The 18,954-nt window shown below is 71.9% G+C and carries 20 protein-coding genes; 13 read left to right on the plus strand and 7 right to left on the minus strand.

The window, feature by feature from the left end; genetic code table 11:
• Positions 1–89: 89 nt before the first annotated feature.
• Positions 90–260: a hypothetical protein gene (locus RBJ65_RS26450; protein ID WP_306321256.1), complete on the minus strand. Its 171-nt coding sequence runs from the start codon at positions 258–260 to the stop codon at positions 90–92.
• 279 nt (positions 261–539) lie between these two features.
• On the opposite strand from RBJ65_RS26450, the gene RBJ65_RS26455 reads away from it, so the two are divergent.
• The 4 genes from RBJ65_RS26455 to RBJ65_RS26470 all read left to right on the plus strand — a co-directional run bounded on the left by RBJ65_RS26455 (position 540) and on the right by RBJ65_RS26470 (position 4,739).
• Positions 540–1,817, plus strand: coding sequence for an NYN domain-containing protein (locus tag RBJ65_RS26455; RefSeq protein ID WP_306321255.1), 1,278 nt, complete (start codon positions 540–542; stop codon positions 1,815–1,817).
• Between the two features lie 405 nt (positions 1,818–2,222).
• A complete protein-coding gene (locus RBJ65_RS26460) occupies positions 2,223–3,203 on the plus strand; it encodes an ABC transporter ATP-binding protein (RefSeq protein ID WP_306321373.1) in 981 nt (326 codons plus the stop codon).
• Entirely contained in the window at positions 3,200–4,036 is an 837-nt protein-coding gene (locus RBJ65_RS26465; protein ID WP_306321254.1) for an ABC transporter permease, read from the plus strand. The genes RBJ65_RS26460 and RBJ65_RS26465 overlap by 4 nt, the downstream gene beginning before the upstream one ends.
• Positions 4,037–4,070: 34 nt before the next feature.
• Positions 4,071–4,739, plus strand: coding sequence for a DUF2567 domain-containing protein (locus RBJ65_RS26470; protein ID WP_306321253.1), 669 nt, complete (start codon positions 4,071–4,073; stop codon positions 4,737–4,739).
• A 13-nt stretch (positions 4,740–4,752) separates the two neighbouring features.
• Here the strand turns inward: RBJ65_RS26470 and RBJ65_RS26475 are convergent, their stop codons facing one another.
• Entirely contained in the window at positions 4,753–6,270 is a 1,518-nt protein-coding gene (locus tag RBJ65_RS26475; protein WP_306321252.1) for a sialate:H+ symport family MFS transporter, read from the minus strand.
• Positions 6,267–7,208 (minus strand): dihydrodipicolinate synthase family protein, encoded by a 942-nt coding sequence (locus RBJ65_RS26480; RefSeq protein WP_306321251.1) that lies wholly within the window; start codon positions 7,206–7,208, stop codon positions 6,267–6,269. The genes RBJ65_RS26475 and RBJ65_RS26480 overlap by 4 nt, the downstream gene beginning before the upstream one ends.
• A gap of 138 nt (positions 7,209–7,346) precedes the next feature.
• On the opposite strand from RBJ65_RS26480, the gene RBJ65_RS26485 reads away from it, so the two are divergent.
• Positions 7,347–8,042: a FadR/GntR family transcriptional regulator gene (locus RBJ65_RS26485; protein WP_306321250.1), complete on the plus strand. Its 696-nt coding sequence runs from the start codon at positions 7,347–7,349 to the stop codon at positions 8,040–8,042.
• A gap of 137 nt (positions 8,043–8,179) precedes the next feature.
• Here RBJ65_RS26485 and ybaK read toward each other — a convergent pair whose 3' ends face one another.
• From ybaK to RBJ65_RS26505, 4 genes are all read right to left on the minus strand, one after another.
• Positions 8,180–8,689: a Cys-tRNA(Pro) deacylase gene (gene ybaK / locus RBJ65_RS26490; protein WP_306321249.1), complete on the minus strand. Its 510-nt coding sequence runs from the start codon at positions 8,687–8,689 to the stop codon at positions 8,180–8,182.
• Between the two features lie 23 nt (positions 8,690–8,712).
• The gene (locus RBJ65_RS26495) at positions 8,713–9,507 is read right to left on the minus strand and encodes an LON peptidase substrate-binding domain-containing protein (RefSeq protein ID WP_306321248.1); all 795 of its coding nucleotides are present in this window, start codon (positions 9,505–9,507) and stop codon (positions 8,713–8,715) included.
• Between the two features lie 5 nt (positions 9,508–9,512).
• On the minus strand, positions 9,513–10,493 hold the full coding sequence (locus RBJ65_RS26500) for a hypothetical protein (protein WP_372341370.1): 981 nt from the start codon (positions 10,491–10,493) through the stop codon (positions 9,513–9,515).
• A 223-nt stretch (positions 10,494–10,716) separates the two neighbouring features.
• Complete coding sequence (locus RBJ65_RS26505) at positions 10,717–12,231, minus strand: oxidoreductase (protein ID WP_306321372.1); 1,515 nt, start codon at positions 12,229–12,231, stop codon at positions 10,717–10,719.
• A gap of 238 nt (positions 12,232–12,469) precedes the next feature.
• Between RBJ65_RS26505 and hisD the strand changes: the two genes are divergently transcribed.
• The 8 genes from hisD (at position 12,470) to RBJ65_RS26545 (ending at position 18,898) form a co-directional block, all read left to right on the plus strand.
• Positions 12,470–13,795 carry a histidinol dehydrogenase gene (gene hisD, locus RBJ65_RS26510; protein ID WP_306321246.1) on the plus strand — a complete coding sequence of 442 codons (1,326 nt, stop codon included), beginning with the start codon at positions 12,470–12,472 and terminating at the stop codon, positions 13,793–13,795.
• Positions 13,796–13,803: 8 nt separating this feature from the next.
• The gene (locus RBJ65_RS26515) at positions 13,804–14,904 is read left to right on the plus strand and encodes a histidinol-phosphate transaminase (protein ID WP_306321371.1); all 1,101 of its coding nucleotides are present in this window, start codon (positions 13,804–13,806) and stop codon (positions 14,902–14,904) included.
• Positions 14,901–15,500 carry an imidazoleglycerol-phosphate dehydratase HisB gene (gene hisB, locus RBJ65_RS26520; RefSeq protein ID WP_306321245.1) on the plus strand — a complete coding sequence of 200 codons (600 nt, stop codon included), beginning with the start codon at positions 14,901–14,903 and terminating at the stop codon, positions 15,498–15,500. The genes RBJ65_RS26515 and hisB overlap by 4 nt, the downstream gene beginning before the upstream one ends.
• Before the next feature lie 3 nt (positions 15,501–15,503).
• Positions 15,504–15,668, plus strand: coding sequence for a hypothetical protein (locus tag RBJ65_RS26525; RefSeq protein ID WP_306321244.1), 165 nt, complete (start codon positions 15,504–15,506; stop codon positions 15,666–15,668).
• 2 nt (positions 15,669–15,670) lie between these two features.
• Positions 15,671–16,318, plus strand: a complete 648-nt coding sequence (hisH, locus tag RBJ65_RS26530; protein ID WP_306321243.1) for an imidazole glycerol phosphate synthase subunit HisH — start codon at positions 15,671–15,673, stop codon at positions 16,316–16,318.
• A gap of 2 nt (positions 16,319–16,320) precedes the next feature.
• On the plus strand, positions 16,321–17,052 hold the full coding sequence (gene priA / locus RBJ65_RS26535; protein WP_306321242.1) for a bifunctional 1-(5-phosphoribosyl)-5-((5-phosphoribosylamino)methylideneamino)imidazole-4-carboxamide isomerase/phosphoribosylanthranilate isomerase PriA: 732 nt from the start codon (positions 16,321–16,323) through the stop codon (positions 17,050–17,052).
• Positions 17,049–17,804: an imidazole glycerol phosphate synthase subunit HisF gene (gene hisF, locus RBJ65_RS26540; RefSeq protein WP_306321241.1), complete on the plus strand. Its 756-nt coding sequence runs from the start codon at positions 17,049–17,051 to the stop codon at positions 17,802–17,804. The genes priA and hisF overlap by 4 nt, the downstream gene beginning before the upstream one ends.
• Positions 17,805–17,953: 149 nt before the next feature.
• Entirely contained in the window at positions 17,954–18,898 is a 945-nt protein-coding gene (locus tag RBJ65_RS26545; protein ID WP_306321240.1) for a dienelactone hydrolase family protein, read from the plus strand.
• The last annotated feature ends 56 nt before the right edge of the window (positions 18,899–18,954 follow it).

An 18,954-nucleotide genomic window follows, 5' to 3' on the forward strand; every position in this document is an offset into this window, starting at 1 on the left:
CGAGGGGCGCACCCGGGAACTCCGGGCGCGCCCCTCGCTGTGTGCCAACTGCCTTACGAGGCGCCTCAGTTGAGGTCTCGGTTGAGGTCTCAGTTGTGGCCGAAGCGGCGCTCGCGGTGCTTACGGGCCACGTCGCCCGGCGTGGCTTCCACGGCCGACTTGGCCTGGGCCTCCATGGCCGAGGACTTGGCCTGCTCGTCCGGCTGAGCGGCCTGTGCCGCCTTCTGCTGGTGGCGGTTCTGTTTACGGTTCTTGGCCATGGTGATCTGCCTCCTGCGGGGGATCTAGGGGCCAGGGCCGGGTTCAGATTCACACAGGCGGAGAAAGACCGCATTTCGGAGTATTACGGCCCGTAATGGGTGGTCGGCGCGGTGTGTCCGCCCCGAGTTCAGGGCTTCCGCCACGCCGAAGATCCAGTTCGGGCCGTTAACCCCCGCGCGGTCGGGCAGACTCGAAGGAAACCCGAAGCGAAGCCGCGGGGGCCGCCCCGTGGAGCGTGTCCGGACTCCTTGCAAGTCGGCGGAAAGAGGGTGGATCGCGTGGACCGTTGCATCGTCCTGGTGGACGCCGGGTATCTGCTGGGGGCCGCGGCGAGTCTGCTCGCCGGTGAGCCGTCCCGGTCCCGGATTCATGTCGACCATGCCGCCCTCATCCAGGGGCTGCGCGAGCGCGCCGAGGCGGAGACCGGGCGGGAACTCCTTCGCATCTACTGGTTCGACGGGGCACCCGACCGGGTCCCGCAGCCCGAGCACCGGCGGCTGCGGGTGATGCCGCGGGTGACGGTCCGGCTCGGCGCGCTGACCAGGAGCGACGGGCGGTGGGCGCAGAAGGGCGTCGACGCGGCGATGCACGCGGAGCTGACGGAGCTGGCGCGCAACCGGGCCTGCTCGGACGTGGTCCTGGTGACCGGCGACGGTGATCTTCTGCCCGGCATGATGGCCGCCAAGGAGCACGGCGTCGCCGTCCACCTGTGGGCGGTGCAGGCCGCCGACGGCGACTACAACCAGTCAGAGGACCTGGTCGCCGAGGCCGACGAGCGGCGGGTCCTCGACCGGACCTGGATCACGAAGGCCGTACGCGCCAAGGAACTCGGCGGGATCTGCGCCCCGCCGCCGGTGCCGCGGCCGGAGATCGCCGCGATCCTCTCCGCGCCGCTGCCCGAGTCGGCGCTGGCCGCGGCGGGGCGGCCCGTGGAGGAGACCGGCGAGGCGGACTCCGTGCAGCACGCGCCGGCCGCGGCGCGCGGTGAGAACGGGAACGGGGCGGCGCCGCCCTCCGCGGCGCAGGAGGAGGCGGAGCGGGCCGGGGGCGGCAAGGGGGTGCCCACGCCCAAGGACCTCGCCGCGCTGCGCGGGCCGGGTGCGCCGGGTGGTGCGCCGGTGGCGCAGCATCCCGCGAACGCGACGTTGCGGTGGTCGTCCGACAAGGGGTGGGTCGAGCGGCCAGGTGGGGGCGGGGAGCCGGCCGATGTGGCGTCCCTTCCTACGTTGGCGCAGCTCACGACGGCGGAGCAGCGGTGGGCCGACCGGGAGGAGGACATCACCGCGATCGGCGGGGATCCGTACGAGGTGGGGCAGGTGTTCGCGAGGCGGTGGCGGGAGCGGCTCGGTGACCAGGCGCAGCTCCAGAAGCTGTCGACCATGTATCCGCGGGTGCCGCACCGGATCGACGGGGAGCTGTTGCGGTACGCGGCGCGCTTCGGCCTGCTGGCGCACAAGGACGACCAGATCGACGAGCACGACCGGTATGCGATTCGGGCGGGGTTCTGGCGGGAGATCGACGTCCGCACGGCTGAACACGCGGCTGCCGCCGATTAGGCGGGTCGGGATTTTCCGGCCGTGCCGCGGTCGGCGCCTGTTCGTCGGTGCGGCCTGCACCGGGGGCCGCCTTGCCCACCCTGCCTTCCCCAAGCTCTCCGACAAGCTCCGAGCAGGGGAGACCCCACTAGGCGGCAGATTGCCCAAGGCGGTGGCGGGGGCGTTTTATTGAGCCTCTCCGGCGATTGAGGGGCGGGGGCCGGGGCGGAGCCCCGGGGCGTGGGTGCGGGTGGGCGCGGTGAGGCTGGGGCATGGGAAGACGGGGCCGGGTCGCGTCGGAGGTGTACGGCAGGCGTGGGATATGTCCTGCCCCGCGTGCAATCGTGAACGCCGGACCCCGTAGGCTCGTTCCTCGTGAGTATGCGCACCGATGACGTCGCCGCGAAGCGTAACCGGCGCTCCGTCGTGTGCGCGGTCCGGGGTCTGAGGAAGACCTATCCCGCCTCGCGCGGACGCCGCGGCGTACCCGGTACGCCGGAGCTGCGAGCCACGGACGACGTACGGCTCGACATCCGGCGCGGCGAGATCTTCGGGCTGCTCGGGCCGAACGGCGCCGGCAAGTCCACCCTCGTACGGCAGCTGACCGGGCTCATGCGGCCCGACGCCGGAAGCGTAGAGATTCTTGGGCACGACATCGTGCGGCATCCCGAGCGGGCGTCGCGGATCCTCGCCTACCTCGGGCAGGAGTCGACGGCCCTCGACGAACTCACCGTGGCGTTGGCCGCCGAGACCACCGGGCGGCTGCGCGGGCTTTCGCTGAAGGACGCGCGCGCCGCGCGGGACGACGTGCTCGACGAGCTGGGGCTCGCCCCGCTCGCCTCGCGGCCGATCAAGAAACTCTCCGGTGGCCAGCGGCGCCTCGCGTGCTTCGCCGCCGCGCTCGTCGGCGAACGGCCGCTGCTCGTGCTCGATGAGCCGACCACCGGCATGGACCCCGTCGCCCGCCGCGCCGTATGGGCCGCCGTCGACCGGCGACGGGCCGAGCGCGGCACGACCGTGCTGCTCGTCACGCACAACGTGATCGAGGCCGAGACCGTCCTCGACCGCGTCGCCGTGCTCGACCAGGGACGCGTGATCGCCTGCGACACCCCGGCGGGCCTCAAGGAGCGCGTCGCCGGTGAGGTGCGCGTCGAGCTGGTGTGGCGGGAGAAGGCGCCGATGGAGCTGGCAGAGGTGGCACGGCTGTGTACGCACGCCGTGGAGGCCGGACGGCGCTGGTCGCTGCGGCTCGAACCCGACGCCGCCCGCGCCGCCGTCGCCGCCGTCACCGGCGGACCCGCCTTCGACTTCCTGGACGACTTCACGCTCGCGACGCCGAGCCTGGAGGACGTGTACTTGGCGCTCGGCGGCAGCCGCAGCGGCGTGAAGGGCCTGGTGAAGGCATGAGTGTCGTTCCCGCCGAGACCGTTGAGGCCGTCGAGGCGGCGTCCGCGCGCCGCGCGACCGCGCCGGAGGCGGCCGAGGAACTGCTCGCGCCCCGCGCCCGGTTCTTGCCCTCGCTCGCCGCCGTCTACCGGGCGCAGCTCAGCCGGGCCCGCGTGGCCCGGATCCCGCTGCTGTTCGTGGCGACGTTCCAGAGCGTCGGCATCATGATCCTGATGCGCGGCGTCGTCGGCCAGGGCGGCAGGGAGGCGCAGGCCGTCGTCGCCGGGTCCGCGGTGCTCGTCGTCGCGTTCGTCGCGCTCAACCTGCTCGCCCAGTACTTCGGGCAGCTCCGGGCCGCCGGCGGGCTCGACCACTACGCGACGCTGCCGGTGCCGCCCGCGTCCGTGGTGCTCGGCGCCGCGGGCGCGTACGCCTCGTTCACCGTGCCGGGGACCGTCGTCACCGCCGTCGTCGGCTGCCTGATGTTCCAGCTGCCGCTCGCCCACCTGTGGGTGCTCGTGGCCGTGATCCCGCTGGCAGGGGCGGCGCTCTCCGGCCTCGGCGCGGCGCTCGGGCTGCTCGCGCCACGGCCCGAACTGGCCACCCTGCTCGGCCAGTTGGGGATGTCGGCGGCGCTGCTGCTCGGCGTGCTGCCCGCCGACCGGATGCCGGAGTTCGTGCAGTGGGCGCGGGACCTGCTCCCCTCCACGTACGGGGTCGAGGCGTTCGCGCGGACCTTCGCCGACCGCCCCGACTGGGCCGTGGTCCTGCTCGACCTGGGCGTCTGCGCGGCCGTCGGCGTCGCCTCGCTGGCCGTGGCGACGTGGGCGTACCGTCGGGCCGCCGTCCGGTGACGCGTCGCACAGCGGCGCCTGGCACGATGGCAGGGTGACCGCACCGCTGACACCGCCACCCCATCAGCCCCCGCACAACAACGGGCACAGCGACCCCTGGCAGGCACCCGACCCCATGACCGGACATCTGCCGCCCGCGCCCGCCGCCCCGCAGCAGCACGAGGACGGCCCCGGGCTCCGCGCCGAACTGCGTGAGGCCGTCCTCGTGACGGTCGGCGTCGCGCTCGTCGGGCTCGCGCTCGGCGCACTGTGGCTGTGGCTCGCGCCCCGGGTGCCACTGGTCTCCGACGCCACGGCGGTCTACCTCAAGGACACCGAGGGCGAGCAGGCCATCGGCGTCGACGGAACGTTCGCCCTGCTCGGGCTCGCGTTCGGCGTCGTCACCGGGGCCGCGGTCTTCCTGTGGCGCAGGCGTGGCGGCGTACCGCTGGTCGTGGGTCTTGCCCTCGGGAGTCTGCTCGGCGGGGTGCTCGCGTGGCGGTTCGGGGTGTGGCTCGGTCCTACGCAGAACGTCGCCGCGCACGCGAAGGAGCTCGGCAAGGGTGTGGTGTTCGACGCCCCCCTGGAGTTGAACGCCAAGGGGGCGCTTCTGGCGTGGCCGCTTGCCGCGCTGGTCGTGCACGTGGGCCTTACGGGGTTGTTCGGGCCGCGGGATCCTGACCCGTATTTCGCGACGCCGTACGGGGTGCAGGAGGGGTCGTAGCGTAGGGCTTGCTCTATCGCTGCCGGGTGCTGTTCGTCTGTGGTGTGCACCCTGCGGCGGAGCCGCTGATCGGCACAGCCCCGCGCCCCTGGAGGGGCGCTCCTTCCCCCTCGGCCAGATAGTCCGCCGGGCTCTCCCTGCTCACCAGGCGACCCAGCCTGTTCGGGATGTCGAAGCCGATCAGGAGGACGACCACCAGGGTCAGGGCGAACGTCAGGATCGCCAGGGACTGGCCGAGGGACATGCCCGAGGCCAGCTTCGCCCCCAGGACAGGGGCCACCGCGCCGCCCAGCGCGCCCACGTTGTACGTATAACCCAGGGATGCCGCGCGGGTCTCCGTCGGGAAGTGGCCCGCGATGTACTTCGGGAGCAGGCCCGAGATGCCCTGCATGCACGCGAGCATGCAGAACAGCAGGACGCCGAGGCCCAACGGGCTGTCGGACACCGCGAACACCGGGAAGACGAAGGCCAGGCCGGCGATCAGCGTCACCACGTACGCGCGCCGCGTCCCGAACCGGTCGCCGATGAAGCCCGCCACGACGCAGCCCACCGCCGTACCGAAGCCCGCCCAGAAGAGGGCGTCGGTGACCTCGGCGGGGGAGTAGCCAAGATCGGTCTTGAGGTACGTCGGCAGCAGCGCCTGCACCGGCCAGCTGTAGAGGAACGCGCAGAACACGGTCACCGTCAGCGCCACGTACAGGAGCCAGCGCTTGCGCCCGCCCAGCTGCACCGTGAAGGCCAGCAGGCAGGCCGCCGCCACGACCGACAGGAGCGGCACCGCGCCCCCGCCGAGCGGCGTGAACACCGCGAACAGGGCGCCGGTCGCCACGACGGCGAGCACCGTGTTGACCGTCGCGAGGCGGCGCGTGGCGAACAGCGGGCGGAACGGGTTCGGCCGCTCACCCGCGTCCGCGTCGGCGAACCGCTCCTGCCACTCCTCCGCCTCCGGCAGCGCCCGCCGCACCCACAGGGCGACCGCCACGGGGAACAGCCCGATGTAGAACAGCCAGCGCCACCCGTGGCCCGGCACCACCAGTTCGTACGCCTCGGCCGCGAGCACGCCGCCGAGCGAGAAGCCGGAGATCAGGAAGCCGGACGCGCGGTTGCGCAGCTTCGCGGGCCAGCTCTCCAGGACGTACGTGGCGCTGGCGCTGTACTCGCCCGCCATGCCCATGCCGATCAGCAGGCGGGCGGTGAACAGGCTCGTGTAGTCCCAGGCGAAGCCGCAGGCGAAGGTGCCGAAGGAGTAGAGCACGATCGAGACGATCATCGCCGCCTTGCGGCCGAACCGGTCGCCGAGCGCGCCGAGGACCGCGCCGCCCAGCCAGCGCGTGATGAACGCGCCGGAGACCAGGCTCGCCTGCTCGACGCCCGAGAGCCCGAAGTCGTCGCCGATCTCGGTCAGTACGAGGGTGATCAGGACGAAGTCGAAGCCGTCGAGGAAGTAGCCGATCCAGGCGGCGAAGAAGGACTTCCAGCGCGTGGGGCCGATCTCCCGGTACCAGGGCTCCCGCGTCGCCGCCGCCGTCACAGCAGCCCCGCCTCGGCCAGGTGGCGGCGCACGTACGTGAACTCGGCCTCGCCCAGCGGGATTTGGGGCGCGGCTGTCGCGGGGTAGTCGATGATGCCCTGGAGGTGGACGGCGGCCTTGAACGCGCCGAGCGCCGAGGACGAGCCGCCCATGACGGCCGGGTCACCGGCGTCCGTGATCGCGAACAGCGTGGCGAGGCGGTCCTGTTCGGCGCGGGCCGTGGCCCAGTCGCCCGCGCGGGCGGCTTCGTAGAGCCGGACATAGCCGTGCGCGTCCACGTTTCCGAGACCCGGGACGACGCCGTCGACGCCCGCCAACAGGGCCCCGTCCACGGTCAGTTCGGAGCCGGTGAGAACCGAGAACGTGGGGGCCGCCGCGCGCAGCGGGGCGAGCAGGCGGCGCAGGGAGCCCTCGTCGCCGCTGGAGTCCTTGAGGCCGGTGAGGGTGCCGTCGGCGGCGAGTTCGAGGATCGTGCCGCGGTCGAGCTTGCTGTGCACCGCGACCGGGATGTCGTACGCGAACAGGGGCAGGTCCGCGCCGGAGCGGATGCGCCGGAAGTGGTTCGCGATCTCGGCCGGGTGGGTGCGCGTGTAGAACGGCGCGGTCGCCACGAGCGCGTCGGCGCCCGCCTTCACCGCGTCGTGCGCCCGCTCCAGGACTCGCGCCGTGGTCGTCTCGATGACGCCGGCCAGCACCGGGACCCGGCCCGCCGCCGCGTCCACCGCGGCCTCCAGGGCGGTGCGGCGCTGGGTGTCCGTGAGGTAGGCGGTCTCGCCGCTGGAGCCCAGCATGAACAGGCCGTGCACCCCGGCGCCGATGAGGTGCTCGGCGAGCCGCCGCACCGACGGGACGTCCACCTCGCCCTCGGCGGTGAGCGGGGTGACCAGCGGCGGGACGACGCCGCGGAAGGGGGCGGGGAGCGGGGCTCGGAGAGTCATGGCGGTGGTCTCCAGGGTTAACGGATCGTGGACGCGAACCGGACGTAGGATGTCCCATGTCCGGGTGCAGACAGTGCGCCACCGTGGCGCACACTGTCAAGGGTCCGAAGAGTTCGGTGGAGCACAGGAGGGGCGTGCATGCGAGCGCTGGTCGCGGACGACGCGCAGCAGAAGATCAAGGAGTTCATCGTCGAGGGCGGCCTCGGACCCGGCGACGCGCTGCCGACCGAGACCGAGCTGATGGAGCGGTTCGGCGTCAGCCGGAACTCGCTGCGCGAGGCCCTGAAGTCGCTGCAGGCCAAGCACATCGTCGAGATCCGGCGCGGATTCGGGACGTACGTCGGGTCGATGTCGCTTGAGCCGCTGATCGACGGGCTCGCGTTCCGCACCGTCGTCGGGCACCGCAGGGGCGAGGACAGCCTGCTCGAACTCCTGCAGATGCGGGAGGCGTTGGAGGCGGGCCTGATGAGCAGCCTCGTCGGCAGGCTCGGCGAACCGGAGCTCGCCGTGCTCGACGGCCTCGTACGACGCATGCACGAGGAGGTCGCCGAGGGCGGGGCGATCGATGCCGCGACCGACCGGGAGTTCCATCTCGCGCTGTACGGGCCGCTGGCGAACCGGCTGCTCAGCGAGTTGCTCGACGCGTTCTGGAGCGCCTTCCACCAGTCGCGGGCGCAGGACATCGGGCGCGCCCCCGAGAACTCGGACGGTGCGGAGCTGGCCCGGATGCACGGCCGGATCGTGGACGCCGTGCGGGGCGGGGACGCGGAGGCCGCGGAGGCCGCCGTGCACTCGCACTTCGACGACATCCGCGGCCGGTTGAGCGCGCGCTGACCTTTAGACCGTTACGCGGGCCGGCTCCCGTGGTTGGCCTTGCCCTTCTTGATCCGCCACTTGCGCTTGCGCGTCTTCTTCGACATGTCCTGGGTATCTAGCCGAAGCGGCGGGGGCCGTCGAGGGGTGCTGCGGGGTCAGGCGCGTCCGACCGGAGCGAGCACGGCGTCCGTGAGCGCCGCCAAGTCCCCTGGCGCCAGCTCGACTTCGAGCCCGCGGCGGCCCGCGGAGACGCAGATCGTGTCGTGCTTCTCCGCGGTGGAGTCGATGACCGTACGCAGCTTCTTGCGCTGCCCGAGCGGGGAGATGCCGCCGCGCACGTACCCGGTCGTGCGCTCCGCGAGCGCCGGATCGGCCATCGCGGCGCGCTTGCCGCCGACCGCCGCCGCGAGCGCCTTCAGGTCGAGCTGCCCGGCCACCGGCACGACGCCCACGACGAGCCCGCCGTCCACGTCCGCGACGAGCGTCTTGAAGACCCGGTCCGGGGACACGCCCATCGCCTCGGCCGCCTCCTCGCCGTACGAGGGGTGCGCGGGGTCGTGCTCGTAGGAGTGGACGGTGAAGGGGGTGCCCGCGGCGGTCAGCGCGACGGTCGCCGGAGTGCCTCCGGACTGGCTCTGCTGCTGCTTCCTGCTCTTCTTCGCCACGTACAAGTCCCTTGTATTGCGCGTCAGTTGAGGCTGGTCGACTGTCGGGTGAGGTCCGTCGCCGGCAGCGAGGGCAGATGGCGGATGATCGCCGTCTCCGCGCGCAGCAGCGTCAGCTCCTCGCGCAGCCGGGACGCCACGTCCTCGGCCTGCAGCAGATGCTGCTTCGTCGGTACGTCGAGGACCGCGGCGGCCGCGACGAGATACGACACCACCGACGGCTCGTCCGGCAGCTCCGCGCCCGTCGTCAGCGAGCGCTCACGGGCGCCGGCGAGGCGCTTCTGGTACGAGCGGAACGCGCGCAGCACCCCCTCGGCGAGGGCCCCCGCCTCCTCGCCGTCCTCCTCCGGGAGCTCCTCCACCTCGGCCGTCAGATACGGGCCGGAGGCGTCGACGGAGTGCAGCTTCACCCGGCGGGTGCCGGTGGCCAGCACCTCGTACGAGCCGTCCGCGCGCTCCCTGATCGTCGCGGCGTCCGCGACGCAGCCGACGGCGTGGAAGGACGTGATCGGGTCGTCGCCGAAGCCCGCGGCAGGGCCCGAGCCCGCCTCCTTCGTCGTGATCGCGTCCGGCATGCCGGACGCGCTGGGCGCGACCTCGTGGCCGTCGCGGATCGCGACGACGACGAACTGGCGGGGCTCGTCGGACGTCGAGGGTTCGGTCGGATCGGTGTCGGGCCCCGACGGGTCGTCGGGCGATGCCTTCAACAGGTCGCGCATCATGGCGCGATAGCGCTCCTCGAATACGTTCAGCGGGAGCACGAGTCCCGGGAACAGCACCGAGTTGAGCGGGAACAGCGGAAGTCGGACGGTGGTCACGTCGGTCAAGCGTAATGGTCGTCGGACCTGGCCGGTCCGCCGCGCAGCGGCATCGTCGCCGCGACTTCGAGACGGACCTGCCCGCGCAGCTCCATGAAGTGCCACAGCGGGTCGTCCGTGAGCCGGTCCCAGGGGAACGAGGTCGCGTACGGGCCGATCAGGCGCAGCTGGTCGAGGGCGTCCTGCCAGCGCTCCAGCTCGACGAGTACGCAGGTCAACAGGTTGCGCACCTCGGCGGGCCAGGGATCGGCGGGATCGTACGAGCGGGAGAGCTCGACGGCGAGGTCGGCGGCGGCGTCCAGGCGTTCACGCGGGATGCGCTGCTGCTTGCTCGCGGGGGACGTCAGGTACGCGAGGGCGGCGCGGACCGGGAGCGCCTTGAGCAGTGAGCCCGGCAGGGCGTCCTGCGCGGCGCGCTCCGCGAAGTCGAAGCACTCGGCGTGCGAGCCGTACCAGGCGGCGGAGAGGTAGCGCAGCGCGGCGACGTGGCAGCCGTAGTGGTGCGGGGAGCGGCGCACGGCCCGTGCCCACAGCTGCTCGAACTCGGTGTGCGGGGCGTTGGTGCCGCGGGCGTGGTCGAGGGCGATCCGCCAGGGGACCGGGTCGCGGGGCTCGCAGTCGGCCGCCGCCAGGATCAGCGGGGTGACCTCGCGGAGGAGTTCGGCGCGGGCCGGGGAGGCGAAGGCGCGGGTGACGGCGAGTTCGGCCTTGACGAGGAGGAGGTCCGGGTCGTGGGGTGACGCCTCCTGCCAGGCGTCGAACCACTCCGGGCGGGCGGCGGCGAACGTGGCGAGGACCTGCACGGCGCGGTCCCGGTTCTCCCACTCGGCGGCCTCCCGGGTCTGGGCGAGGGCCTTCGCGGCGGGGCCGTGGTCGCCGCGGCCGGCTGCCACGAGGGCCGGGGCGAGGCGGTCGTCCGGGGCGTCGAGGAGGAGGTCCTCGTCCGGAGGGAGGCCGAGGCCGAGGTGGGTGGTGTGGCGGAGCATGCGGGTGGTGCGGATGAGGGCGCGCAGGAACGGCACGGGTGGGCTCCTTTTGCGCGGGGGCGTGGTTGCGGGTGGGTTGACGGTTGGGGGTGGGGAAAGGTTGCGCTGTGGCGGGTTTTTGGCCGGGGCGTGGTTGGCGTCCCCCTTGATGCGTGCCCGGCACCGTGGCTTCGGGGCTCCGCCCCGGACCCCGCTGCTCAATCGCCGCAGGGGCTTGAAATGCCTAGTTGCGGCGGAGGAGGCGGGTGGCGCCGGCCGCTACCGTCGTCGCCAGGGTCCAGCCGAGGAGGACCAGGATGGCGGATGCCCATTGCCAGGCGCCGTGGAACTGCCACGCGCCGGCCTGGCCGAGGTCGATGACGGGGAGGAGGAGGTCGAGGGTGAAGAGGGCCGAGTTCCAGACCGGGCCCTCGCCGGGCTTGATGCGGGGGTGCGGGGCGTGGGAGAAGGCGAGCGCGCTGACCGCCCACAACACCGCCATCCACAGCGCGGCCCGCCCGGGCCGGTACCCGTACGCCACCGTCCAGTCCTGGACGTACCCCCACACCTTCGCCGCCAGCGGCAGCGTCTCGCGGCGCCGCCGCTGCTTGGCCAGCAGCACCTCGCGCGCGTCGGAGTCCTCACCGCTGCCCCGCAGCACCATGGCGAGCCGCTCGTACGGCTCCGGGTTGTACTCGGGTGTCGCGGCGGCGAGCCATTCGAGGCGGCGGGCGAGGGGGAAGGAGCCGGAGGGGATGAGGTTCTCGTACTGGAAGCCGCCGAGCCGGAGCTGACCGGGCCCCGGCCAGCTCGTCGACTTGTCGACCAGGTTGGTGGTGCGCGCGCCGGACAGCACGATCCGCCCGCGCCGCGGACTCTCGCACAGGAAGCGCAGCTCCGGGGTCTGCACGCGGCGCATGGAGACCTCCTGCTCGTTCTGCATCGTGAAGCGCGCCGAGTCCAGGTCGATCGCGTCGCCGAAGCGCCCGTCGTCGAGCCGCACCCCGCCCTCGCACTCGAAGCGCTGCACGCGGGTGCCGCGCGCGGGGGTGCCGCCACCGTTCAGGAGCGGCGTGCCGAGCGCGGCCGGGCCGAGGTACAGGGTCCGCTCGACCGACATCTGCGGGGCGTTCAGGGCGCGCCGCCCCTGCGTATTGCGGAGCAGGCTGCCGCGCAGGGAAAGGGAGACGCCGATCGTCGCGCCGCGCAGGCTCAGCTCGCCGTGCGTTTCGAGGAGCTCGGCCTGGAGGTCCTGGCCGACCGTGAGCCCGTCCGCCATGATCGACTTTCCGCGCCGGTCGCGGAACACGACGGCCTGGTTGAGCAGCAGGTCCGTGCCGATGTGGGCGTCCGTGAGCCGGACCCCGTTGTGGAAGCGGCAGCGGGGGAGGTGCAGGTCGCCCTCCGTGTGGACGCGGGCGCCCTCCAGGCGCGGCACCGAACAGTCCACGAGTCGTACCGTCGTGAAGTGCGCCTCCGGCAGGAGCACCTCCTTCTCGAAGCGGCAGCCCTTCATCTCGACGTACGGGACGACCGTGCCGCCCGCGAGGTCGAGCACGTCGGTGATCTGCAGGCCGTGCAGCTTGAGCGACGAGACCCGGCCGTCGAGCGCCGGTGGCCCGGAGAGCAGCAGCCACGCCACGATCCGCGCCCGCACGCTCCGCTCGGGCCCCCACGGCTGCCCGCCGTGCGGATCGTCCCGATCGCGGTCCCCGGTACGCAGGTCGTAGACGCTTCCGTTGCGGAACGCCTGCCACATCCCGACCTCGGCGGCGGTCAGCCCGTCCGGCACGTCCCCGTTGCTGCCATTGCCGGTCGTCCCCTCGACCACGACTGTTCTGCCTCCCCCTATGGCCGGTACCGCCTACCGGTTCGTACAACCGTTCATGCCCGTTGCGTGACGGTCTGAACGCTCGTGGTCAGGTCGCCTTCGGGTGCCGGTATCAGCCACTGATACAGGGCGCCGAGCGTAAACCCGCGTCTGAGAGAATTGTTCTGTGATCTCTCGAATCGATCTGCGCGGCGCCGCCCTCCCCGAGGGTCAGGCCCTGCGCTCGCTGCTGCCCCGTGCCGACTTCGACGTCGCGGCCGCCCTGGAGAAGGTGCGCCCGATCTGCGAGGACGTGCATCATCGTGGCGACGCGGCGCTGATCGAGTACGGGAAGAAATTCGACGGTGTGGAGCTGGAGTCCGTCAGGGTTCCTGCCGAGGCGCTCGACAAGGCGCTCGCCGATCTCGAACCCGCCGTGCGGGCCGCCCTTGAGGAGTCCATCCGGCGGGCCCGGATCGTCCACCGCGAGCAGCGCCGCGACAGCCACACCACGCAGGTCGTGCCCGGCGGCCGCGTCACCGAGAAGTGGGTGCCGGTCGACCGGGTCGGGCTCTACGCGCCCGGCGGCCGGTCCGTCTACCCCTCCTCCGTGATCATGAACGCGGTGCCGGCGCAGGAGGCCGGCGTCCCGTCGATCTCGCTCGCTTCCCCGGCCCAGGCCGAATTCGGCGGCCTGCCGCACCCGACGATCCTCGCGGCCTGCGCCCTGCTCGGCGTCGACGAGGTGTACGCGGCCGGTGGCGCCACGGCCGTCGCCATGTACGCGTACGGCACCGAGTCCTGCGCCCCGGCGAACATGGTGACCGGGCCAGGCAACATCTGGGTGGCCGCAGCCAAGCGCTACTTCACGGGCCGGATCGGCATCGACGCCGAGGCGGGCCCGACCGAGATCGCGGTCCTCGCCGACGCCACCGCCGACCCGGCGCACGTCGCGTCCGACCTGATCAGCCAGGCCGAGCACGACCCGCTGGCCGCGGCCGTCCTCGTCACGGACTCCGCCGAACTCGCGGACGCCGTCGAGAGGGAACTCGAACCGCAGGTCGCCGCGACCAAGCACGTCGAGGACCGGATCGTGCCCGCGCTGAAGGGCCGGCAGTCCGCGATCGTCCTCGTCGACTCGCTCGACGACGGCCTCAAGGTCGTCGACGCGTACGGCGCCGAGCACCTGGAGATCCAGACGGCGGACGCCCCCGCCGTCGCCGACCGGGTCCGCAACGCGGGCGCAATCTTCGTGGGCCCGTGGGCGCCGGTCTCGCTCGGCGACTACGCCGCCGGGTCCAACCATGTGCTGCCGACCGGCGGTTGTGCCTGCCACTCCTCCGGCCTGTCCGTCCAGTCCTTCCTGCGCGGCATCCACATCGTCGACTACACGAAGGACGCCCTCGCCGAGGTCGCGTCCACCGTGGTGACGCTCGCCGACGCCGAGGACCTGCCGGCGCACGGCGCGGCCGTCAAGGCCCGCTTCGGATGGAAGGTTCCGCAGAGCAAGTGAGCGACCGAGTGACGAACATCGACGACCTTCCCGTACGCGACGAACTGCGCGGCAAGTCCCCCTACGGCGCACCGCAGTTGGACGTCGCCGTACGCCTGAACACGAACGAGAACCCGTACCCGCTGCCCGAGCCGCTCGTCCAGCGGATCGCCGAGCGCGTCGCCGAAGAGGCCCGGCACCTCAACCGCTACCCGGACCGGGACGCGGTCGAGCTGCGCACCGAACTCGCCAACTACCTTTCCCGTACGACCGGTTACCAGGTCACGTACGAGCAGGTGTGGGCGGCGAACGGGTCGAACGAGGTGCTCCAGCAGCTCCTCCAGGCCTTCGGCGGGCCGGGGCGCACCGCGCTCGGCTTCGAGCCCTCGTACTCGATGCACCCGCTGCTCGCCCGCGGCACCAACACCGGCTGGCTGAGCGCCCCGCGCCGCGCCGACTTCTCGCTCGACGTCCCGGCCGCCGTCGAGGCGATCCGGACGCACAAGCCGCACGTCGTCTTCATCACCAGCCCCAACAACCCGACGGGCAACGCGGTCGCGGCCGAGGACGTCCTCGCGCTGTACGAGGCCGCGGGCCGCGACGCCATAGTCGTCGTCGACGAGGCGTACACCGAGTTCAGCCACGGAGAATCGCTCCTGCCGCTGATCGAGGGCCGCCCGAACCTCGTCATCTCGCGGACGATGTCGAAGGCCTTCGGTGCGGCCGGGCTCCGGCTCGGCTACCTCGCCGCCGACCCGGCCGTCGTCGACGCCGTCCAACTGGTGCGCCTTCCCTACCACTTGTCGGCCGTGAACCAGGCGACGGCGCTCGCCGCCCTGGAGTACACCGACACGCTGCTCCAGTACGTGGAGCAGCTCAAGGCCGAACGGGACCGTGTGGTCGCCGAGTTGGAGGCGTACGGCTTCGAAGTCACCGTCGCCGACGCCAACTTCATCCAGTTCGGCGTCTTCGAAGACCCGCACGCCGTCTGGCAGTTCATCCTCGACCGCGGCGTCCTGATCCGTGACAACGGAGTCCCCGGACGGCTGCGCGTCACCGTAGGCACCCCCGAAGAGAACGACGCGTTCCTGGACGCGGCCCGCGAAGTGAAGAAGGAGTTCGGAGCATGAGCCGCGTAGGACGCGTGGAGCGCAGCACCAAGGAGACCTCGGTCCTCGTCGAGATCGACCTCGACGGCACCGGAAAGGTCGACGTGTCGACCGGGGTCGGCTTCTACGACCACATGCTCGACCAGCTCGGCAAGCACGGCCTGTTCGACCTCACGGTGAAGACCGAGGGCGACCTGCACATCGACTCGCACCACACCATCGAGGACACCGCCCTCGCCCTCGGCGCCGCCTTCAAGCAGTCGCTCGGCGACAAGGTCGGCATCTACCGCTTCGGCAACTGCACCGTCCCGCTCGACGAGTCCCTCGCCCAGGTGACCGTCGACCTGTCGGGCCGCCCGTACCTCGTGCACACCGAGCCCGAGAAGATGGCGCCGATGATCGGCGAGTACGACACGACGATGACCCGGCACATCCTGGAGTCCTTCGTCGCACAGGCGCAGATCGCGCTGCACGTCCACGTCCCGTACGGGCGCAACGCGCACCACATCGTGGAGTGCCAGTTCAAGGCGCTCGCCCGCGCCCTGCGCTACGCCAGCGAGATCGACCCGCGCGCGGCCGCCGCCGGAATCCTCCCCTCCACGAAGGGTGCCCTCTAAGCCATGAACGGCCTCGCGACCGTCCTCATCGTTGTTGGCCTGTTCCTGCTCGGCGGCGTCTACTCGTTCGTCAAGCAGGGCATGGGCAAGAGCCTCGTCACGCTGCTCTCCATCGGCGCGGGCATGTGCCTCGTCGCGGGCGTGCTGCGGCTCGACTACTGGAGCTGATCATGGCCTCCGCCACAAGCAAGAAGGTCGTGGTCTTCGACTACGGCTTCGGGAACGTACGTTCCGCCGAGCGCGCCCTCGCCCGCGCGGGCGCCGACGTGGAGATCACCCGCGACTACGACAAGGCCATGAACGCCGACGGGCTGCTCGTGCCCGGCGTCGGCGCGTTCGCCGCCTGCATGCGGGGCCTGAAGGAGGCGCGCGGCGACTGGATCGTCGGCCGCCGCCTGGCCGGTGGCCGCCCCGTGATGGGCATCTGCGTCGGCATGCAGATCCTCTTCGCGCGCGGCATCGAGCACGGCGAGGAGGCCGAGGGCCTCGACGAGTGGCCCGGCGTCGTCGAACCGCTGAAGGCCGACGTCGTCCCGCACATGGGCTGGAACACCGTGGACGCCCCGCAGGGCTCCCAGCTGTTCGCCGGTGTCGACACCGACGAGCGCTTCTACTTCGTGCACTCGTACGCCGTGCAGAACTGGGAGCTCGAAGTCCACAACCCCACGATGCGTGCGCCCAAGGTCACCTGGTCCACGCACGGCGGCCCGTTCGTCGCCGCCGTCGAGAACGGCGCGCTGTGGGCGACGCAGTTCCACCCCGAGAAGTCCGGCGACGCCGGAGCGCAGCTGCTGAAGAACTGGATCGGAAGCCTTTAGCCATGAGCAACAAGCTCGAACTCCTCCCCGCCGTCGACGTCCGCGACGGACAGGCCGTCCGCCTCGTGCACGGCGAGTCCGGCACCGAGACCTCCTACGGCTCCCCGCTGGAGGCCGCCCTCGCCTGGCAGAACTCGGGCGCCGAGTGGCTGCACCTCGTCGACCTGGACGCCGCGTTCGGCACCGGCGACAACCGCACCCTGATCTCCGAGGTCGCGAAGGCCATGGACATCAAGGTCGAGCTGTCCGGCGGCATCCGCGACGACGACTCGCTCGCCGCCGCCCTCGCCACCGGCGCCACCCGCGTCAACATCGGCACCGCCGCCCTTGAGGACCCCGACTGGGTCGCGAAGATCATCGCCGAGCACGGCGACAAGATCGCGGTCGGCCTCGACGTGCGCGGCACGACGCTGCGCGGCCGCGGCTGGACCCGCGACGGCGGCGACCTGTACGAGACCCTTGAGCGCCTCAACTCCGAGGGCTGCGCCCGCTACGTCGTCACCGACATCGCCAAGGACGGCACGCTCCAGGGCCCGAACCTGGAGCTGCTGCGGAATGTCTGCTCGGCGACGGACCGCCCGGTCGTCGCCTCCGGCGGCGTCTCCTCCCTCGACGACCTGCGCGAGATCGCGTCCCTCGTCCCGCTCGGCGTCGAGGGCTCCATCGTCGGCAAGGCGCTGTACGCCAAGGCGTTCACGCTGGAGGAGGCGCTGGAGGCGGTGGCCGCCGTATGAGCCTCGCGGTGCGCGTGATCCCCTGCCTCGACGTGGACAACGGCCGCGTCGTCAAGGGCGTCAACTTCCAGAACCTGCGCGACGCGGGCGACCCCGTCGAGATGGCGAAGGTGTACGACGCCGAGGGCGCCGACGAGCTGACGTTCCTGGACATCACCGCGTCCTCCGGCAACCGCGAGACCACGTACGACGTGGTGCGCCGCACCGCCGAGCAGGTCTTCATCCCGCTCACCGTCGGCGGCGGCGTGCGCACGGCGGAGGACGTCGACAAGCTGCTGCGCGCCGGGGCGGACAAGGTCGGGATCAACACGGCCGCCATCGCCCGCCCGGACCTCATCCGCGAGATCGCCGAGCGCTTCGGCCGCCAGGTGCTCGTCCTGTCGGTGGACGCGCGCCGCACCCCCGAGGGCACTTTCGAGGTGACGACGCACGGCGGCCGCAAGTCCGCCGGGATCGACGCCGTCGAATGGGCGCACCAGGCCGCCGAGTTGGGCGCGGGCGAGATCCTGCTCAACTCGATGGACGCCGACGGCACCAAGGACGGCTACGACATCGAGATGATCGAGGCCGTCCGGGGGCACGTGTCGGTGCCGGTGATCGCCTCCGGCGGCGCGGGCAAGCTCGCGGACTTCCCGCCGGCCGTCGCCGCGGGCGCCGACGCGGTGCTCGCCGCGTCCGTGTTCCACTTCGGCGATCTGCGCATCGGCGAGGTCAAGGACACGCTGCGCGAGGCGGGACACCCCGTCCGCTGAGGACACCCCTCCCGGGGCTCAACTTCCGTACGACACTGGTGATTTCGCCGATGCGCGTGCCGGGGACCCGGCGCCACCGTGGTCGCAGTCAGTGACCACGGCGGCGCCCCCGGGACGGACGCCGCCCTCCCCGAGAGGAACGCGTCATCGTGCAGCAGCACACCAGTGCGGCGCCCCCCGTGCACGGCAGGCGAGCCGCGAGCAAGGTCCGCAGTAAATTCCGAACCCGCCTCGTCCGTACGGGACTTGCCACCCTCCTCGCGCTCGGCGGCCTCGCCACCCAGCAGGCCCTGACCGCCGAGGCGGCCGAGAACCCGTACGAGCGCGGCCCAGCGCCGACCGTCTCCAGCATCGAGGCATCCCGCGGCTCCTACGCCGTCTCGCAGACCAGCGTGTCCTCGCTGAGCGTGAGCGGATTCGGCGGCGGCACCATCTACTACCCGACGTCGACGGCGGACGGCACGTTCGGCGCGGTCGCGATCTCGCCGGGCTACACCGCGTACCAGTCGTCCATAGCCTGGCTGGGCCCGCGCCTCGCCTCGCAGGGCTTCGTGGTCTTCACCATCGACACGAACACCACGCTCGACCAGCCCGACAGCCGCGGCCGCCAACTCCTGTCCGCGCTCGACTACTTGACGCAGCAGAGCTCGGTACGCGGCCGCATCGACACGAGCCGGCTCGGCGTCATGGGCCACTCCATGGGCGGCGGCGGCACGCTGGAGGCGGCGAAGAGCCGTCCCTCGCTCCAGGCGGCGATACCCCTGACCGGCTGGAACCTCGACAAGACCTGGCCCGAGATCCAGACCCCGACGCTCGTCGTGGGCGCCGACGGCGACACCATCGCCCCGGTCGCCTCGCACTCGGAGCCCTTCTACCAGAGCCTGCCGGGCTCACTGGACAAGGCGTACCTGGAACTGCGGGGCGCCACGCACTTCACCCCGAACACGTCCAACACCACGATCGCCAAGTACAGCATCTCCTGGCTCAAGCGCTTCATCGACAACGACACCCGGTACGAGCAGTTCCTCTGCCCACTGCCGAGTTCGAGCCTGACGATCGCGGAGTACCGGGGCAACTGCCCGCACACGTCGTGACGTTACGTCACATGAGGTGTGCGTGAGCACAGTGTCCTGCGGCGCCGGTTGGGATT

This window comes from Streptomyces sp. KL109B (assembly GCF_030766935.1).
Taxonomy (GTDB): domain Bacteria; phylum Actinomycetota; class Actinomycetes; order Streptomycetales; family Streptomycetaceae; genus Streptomyces.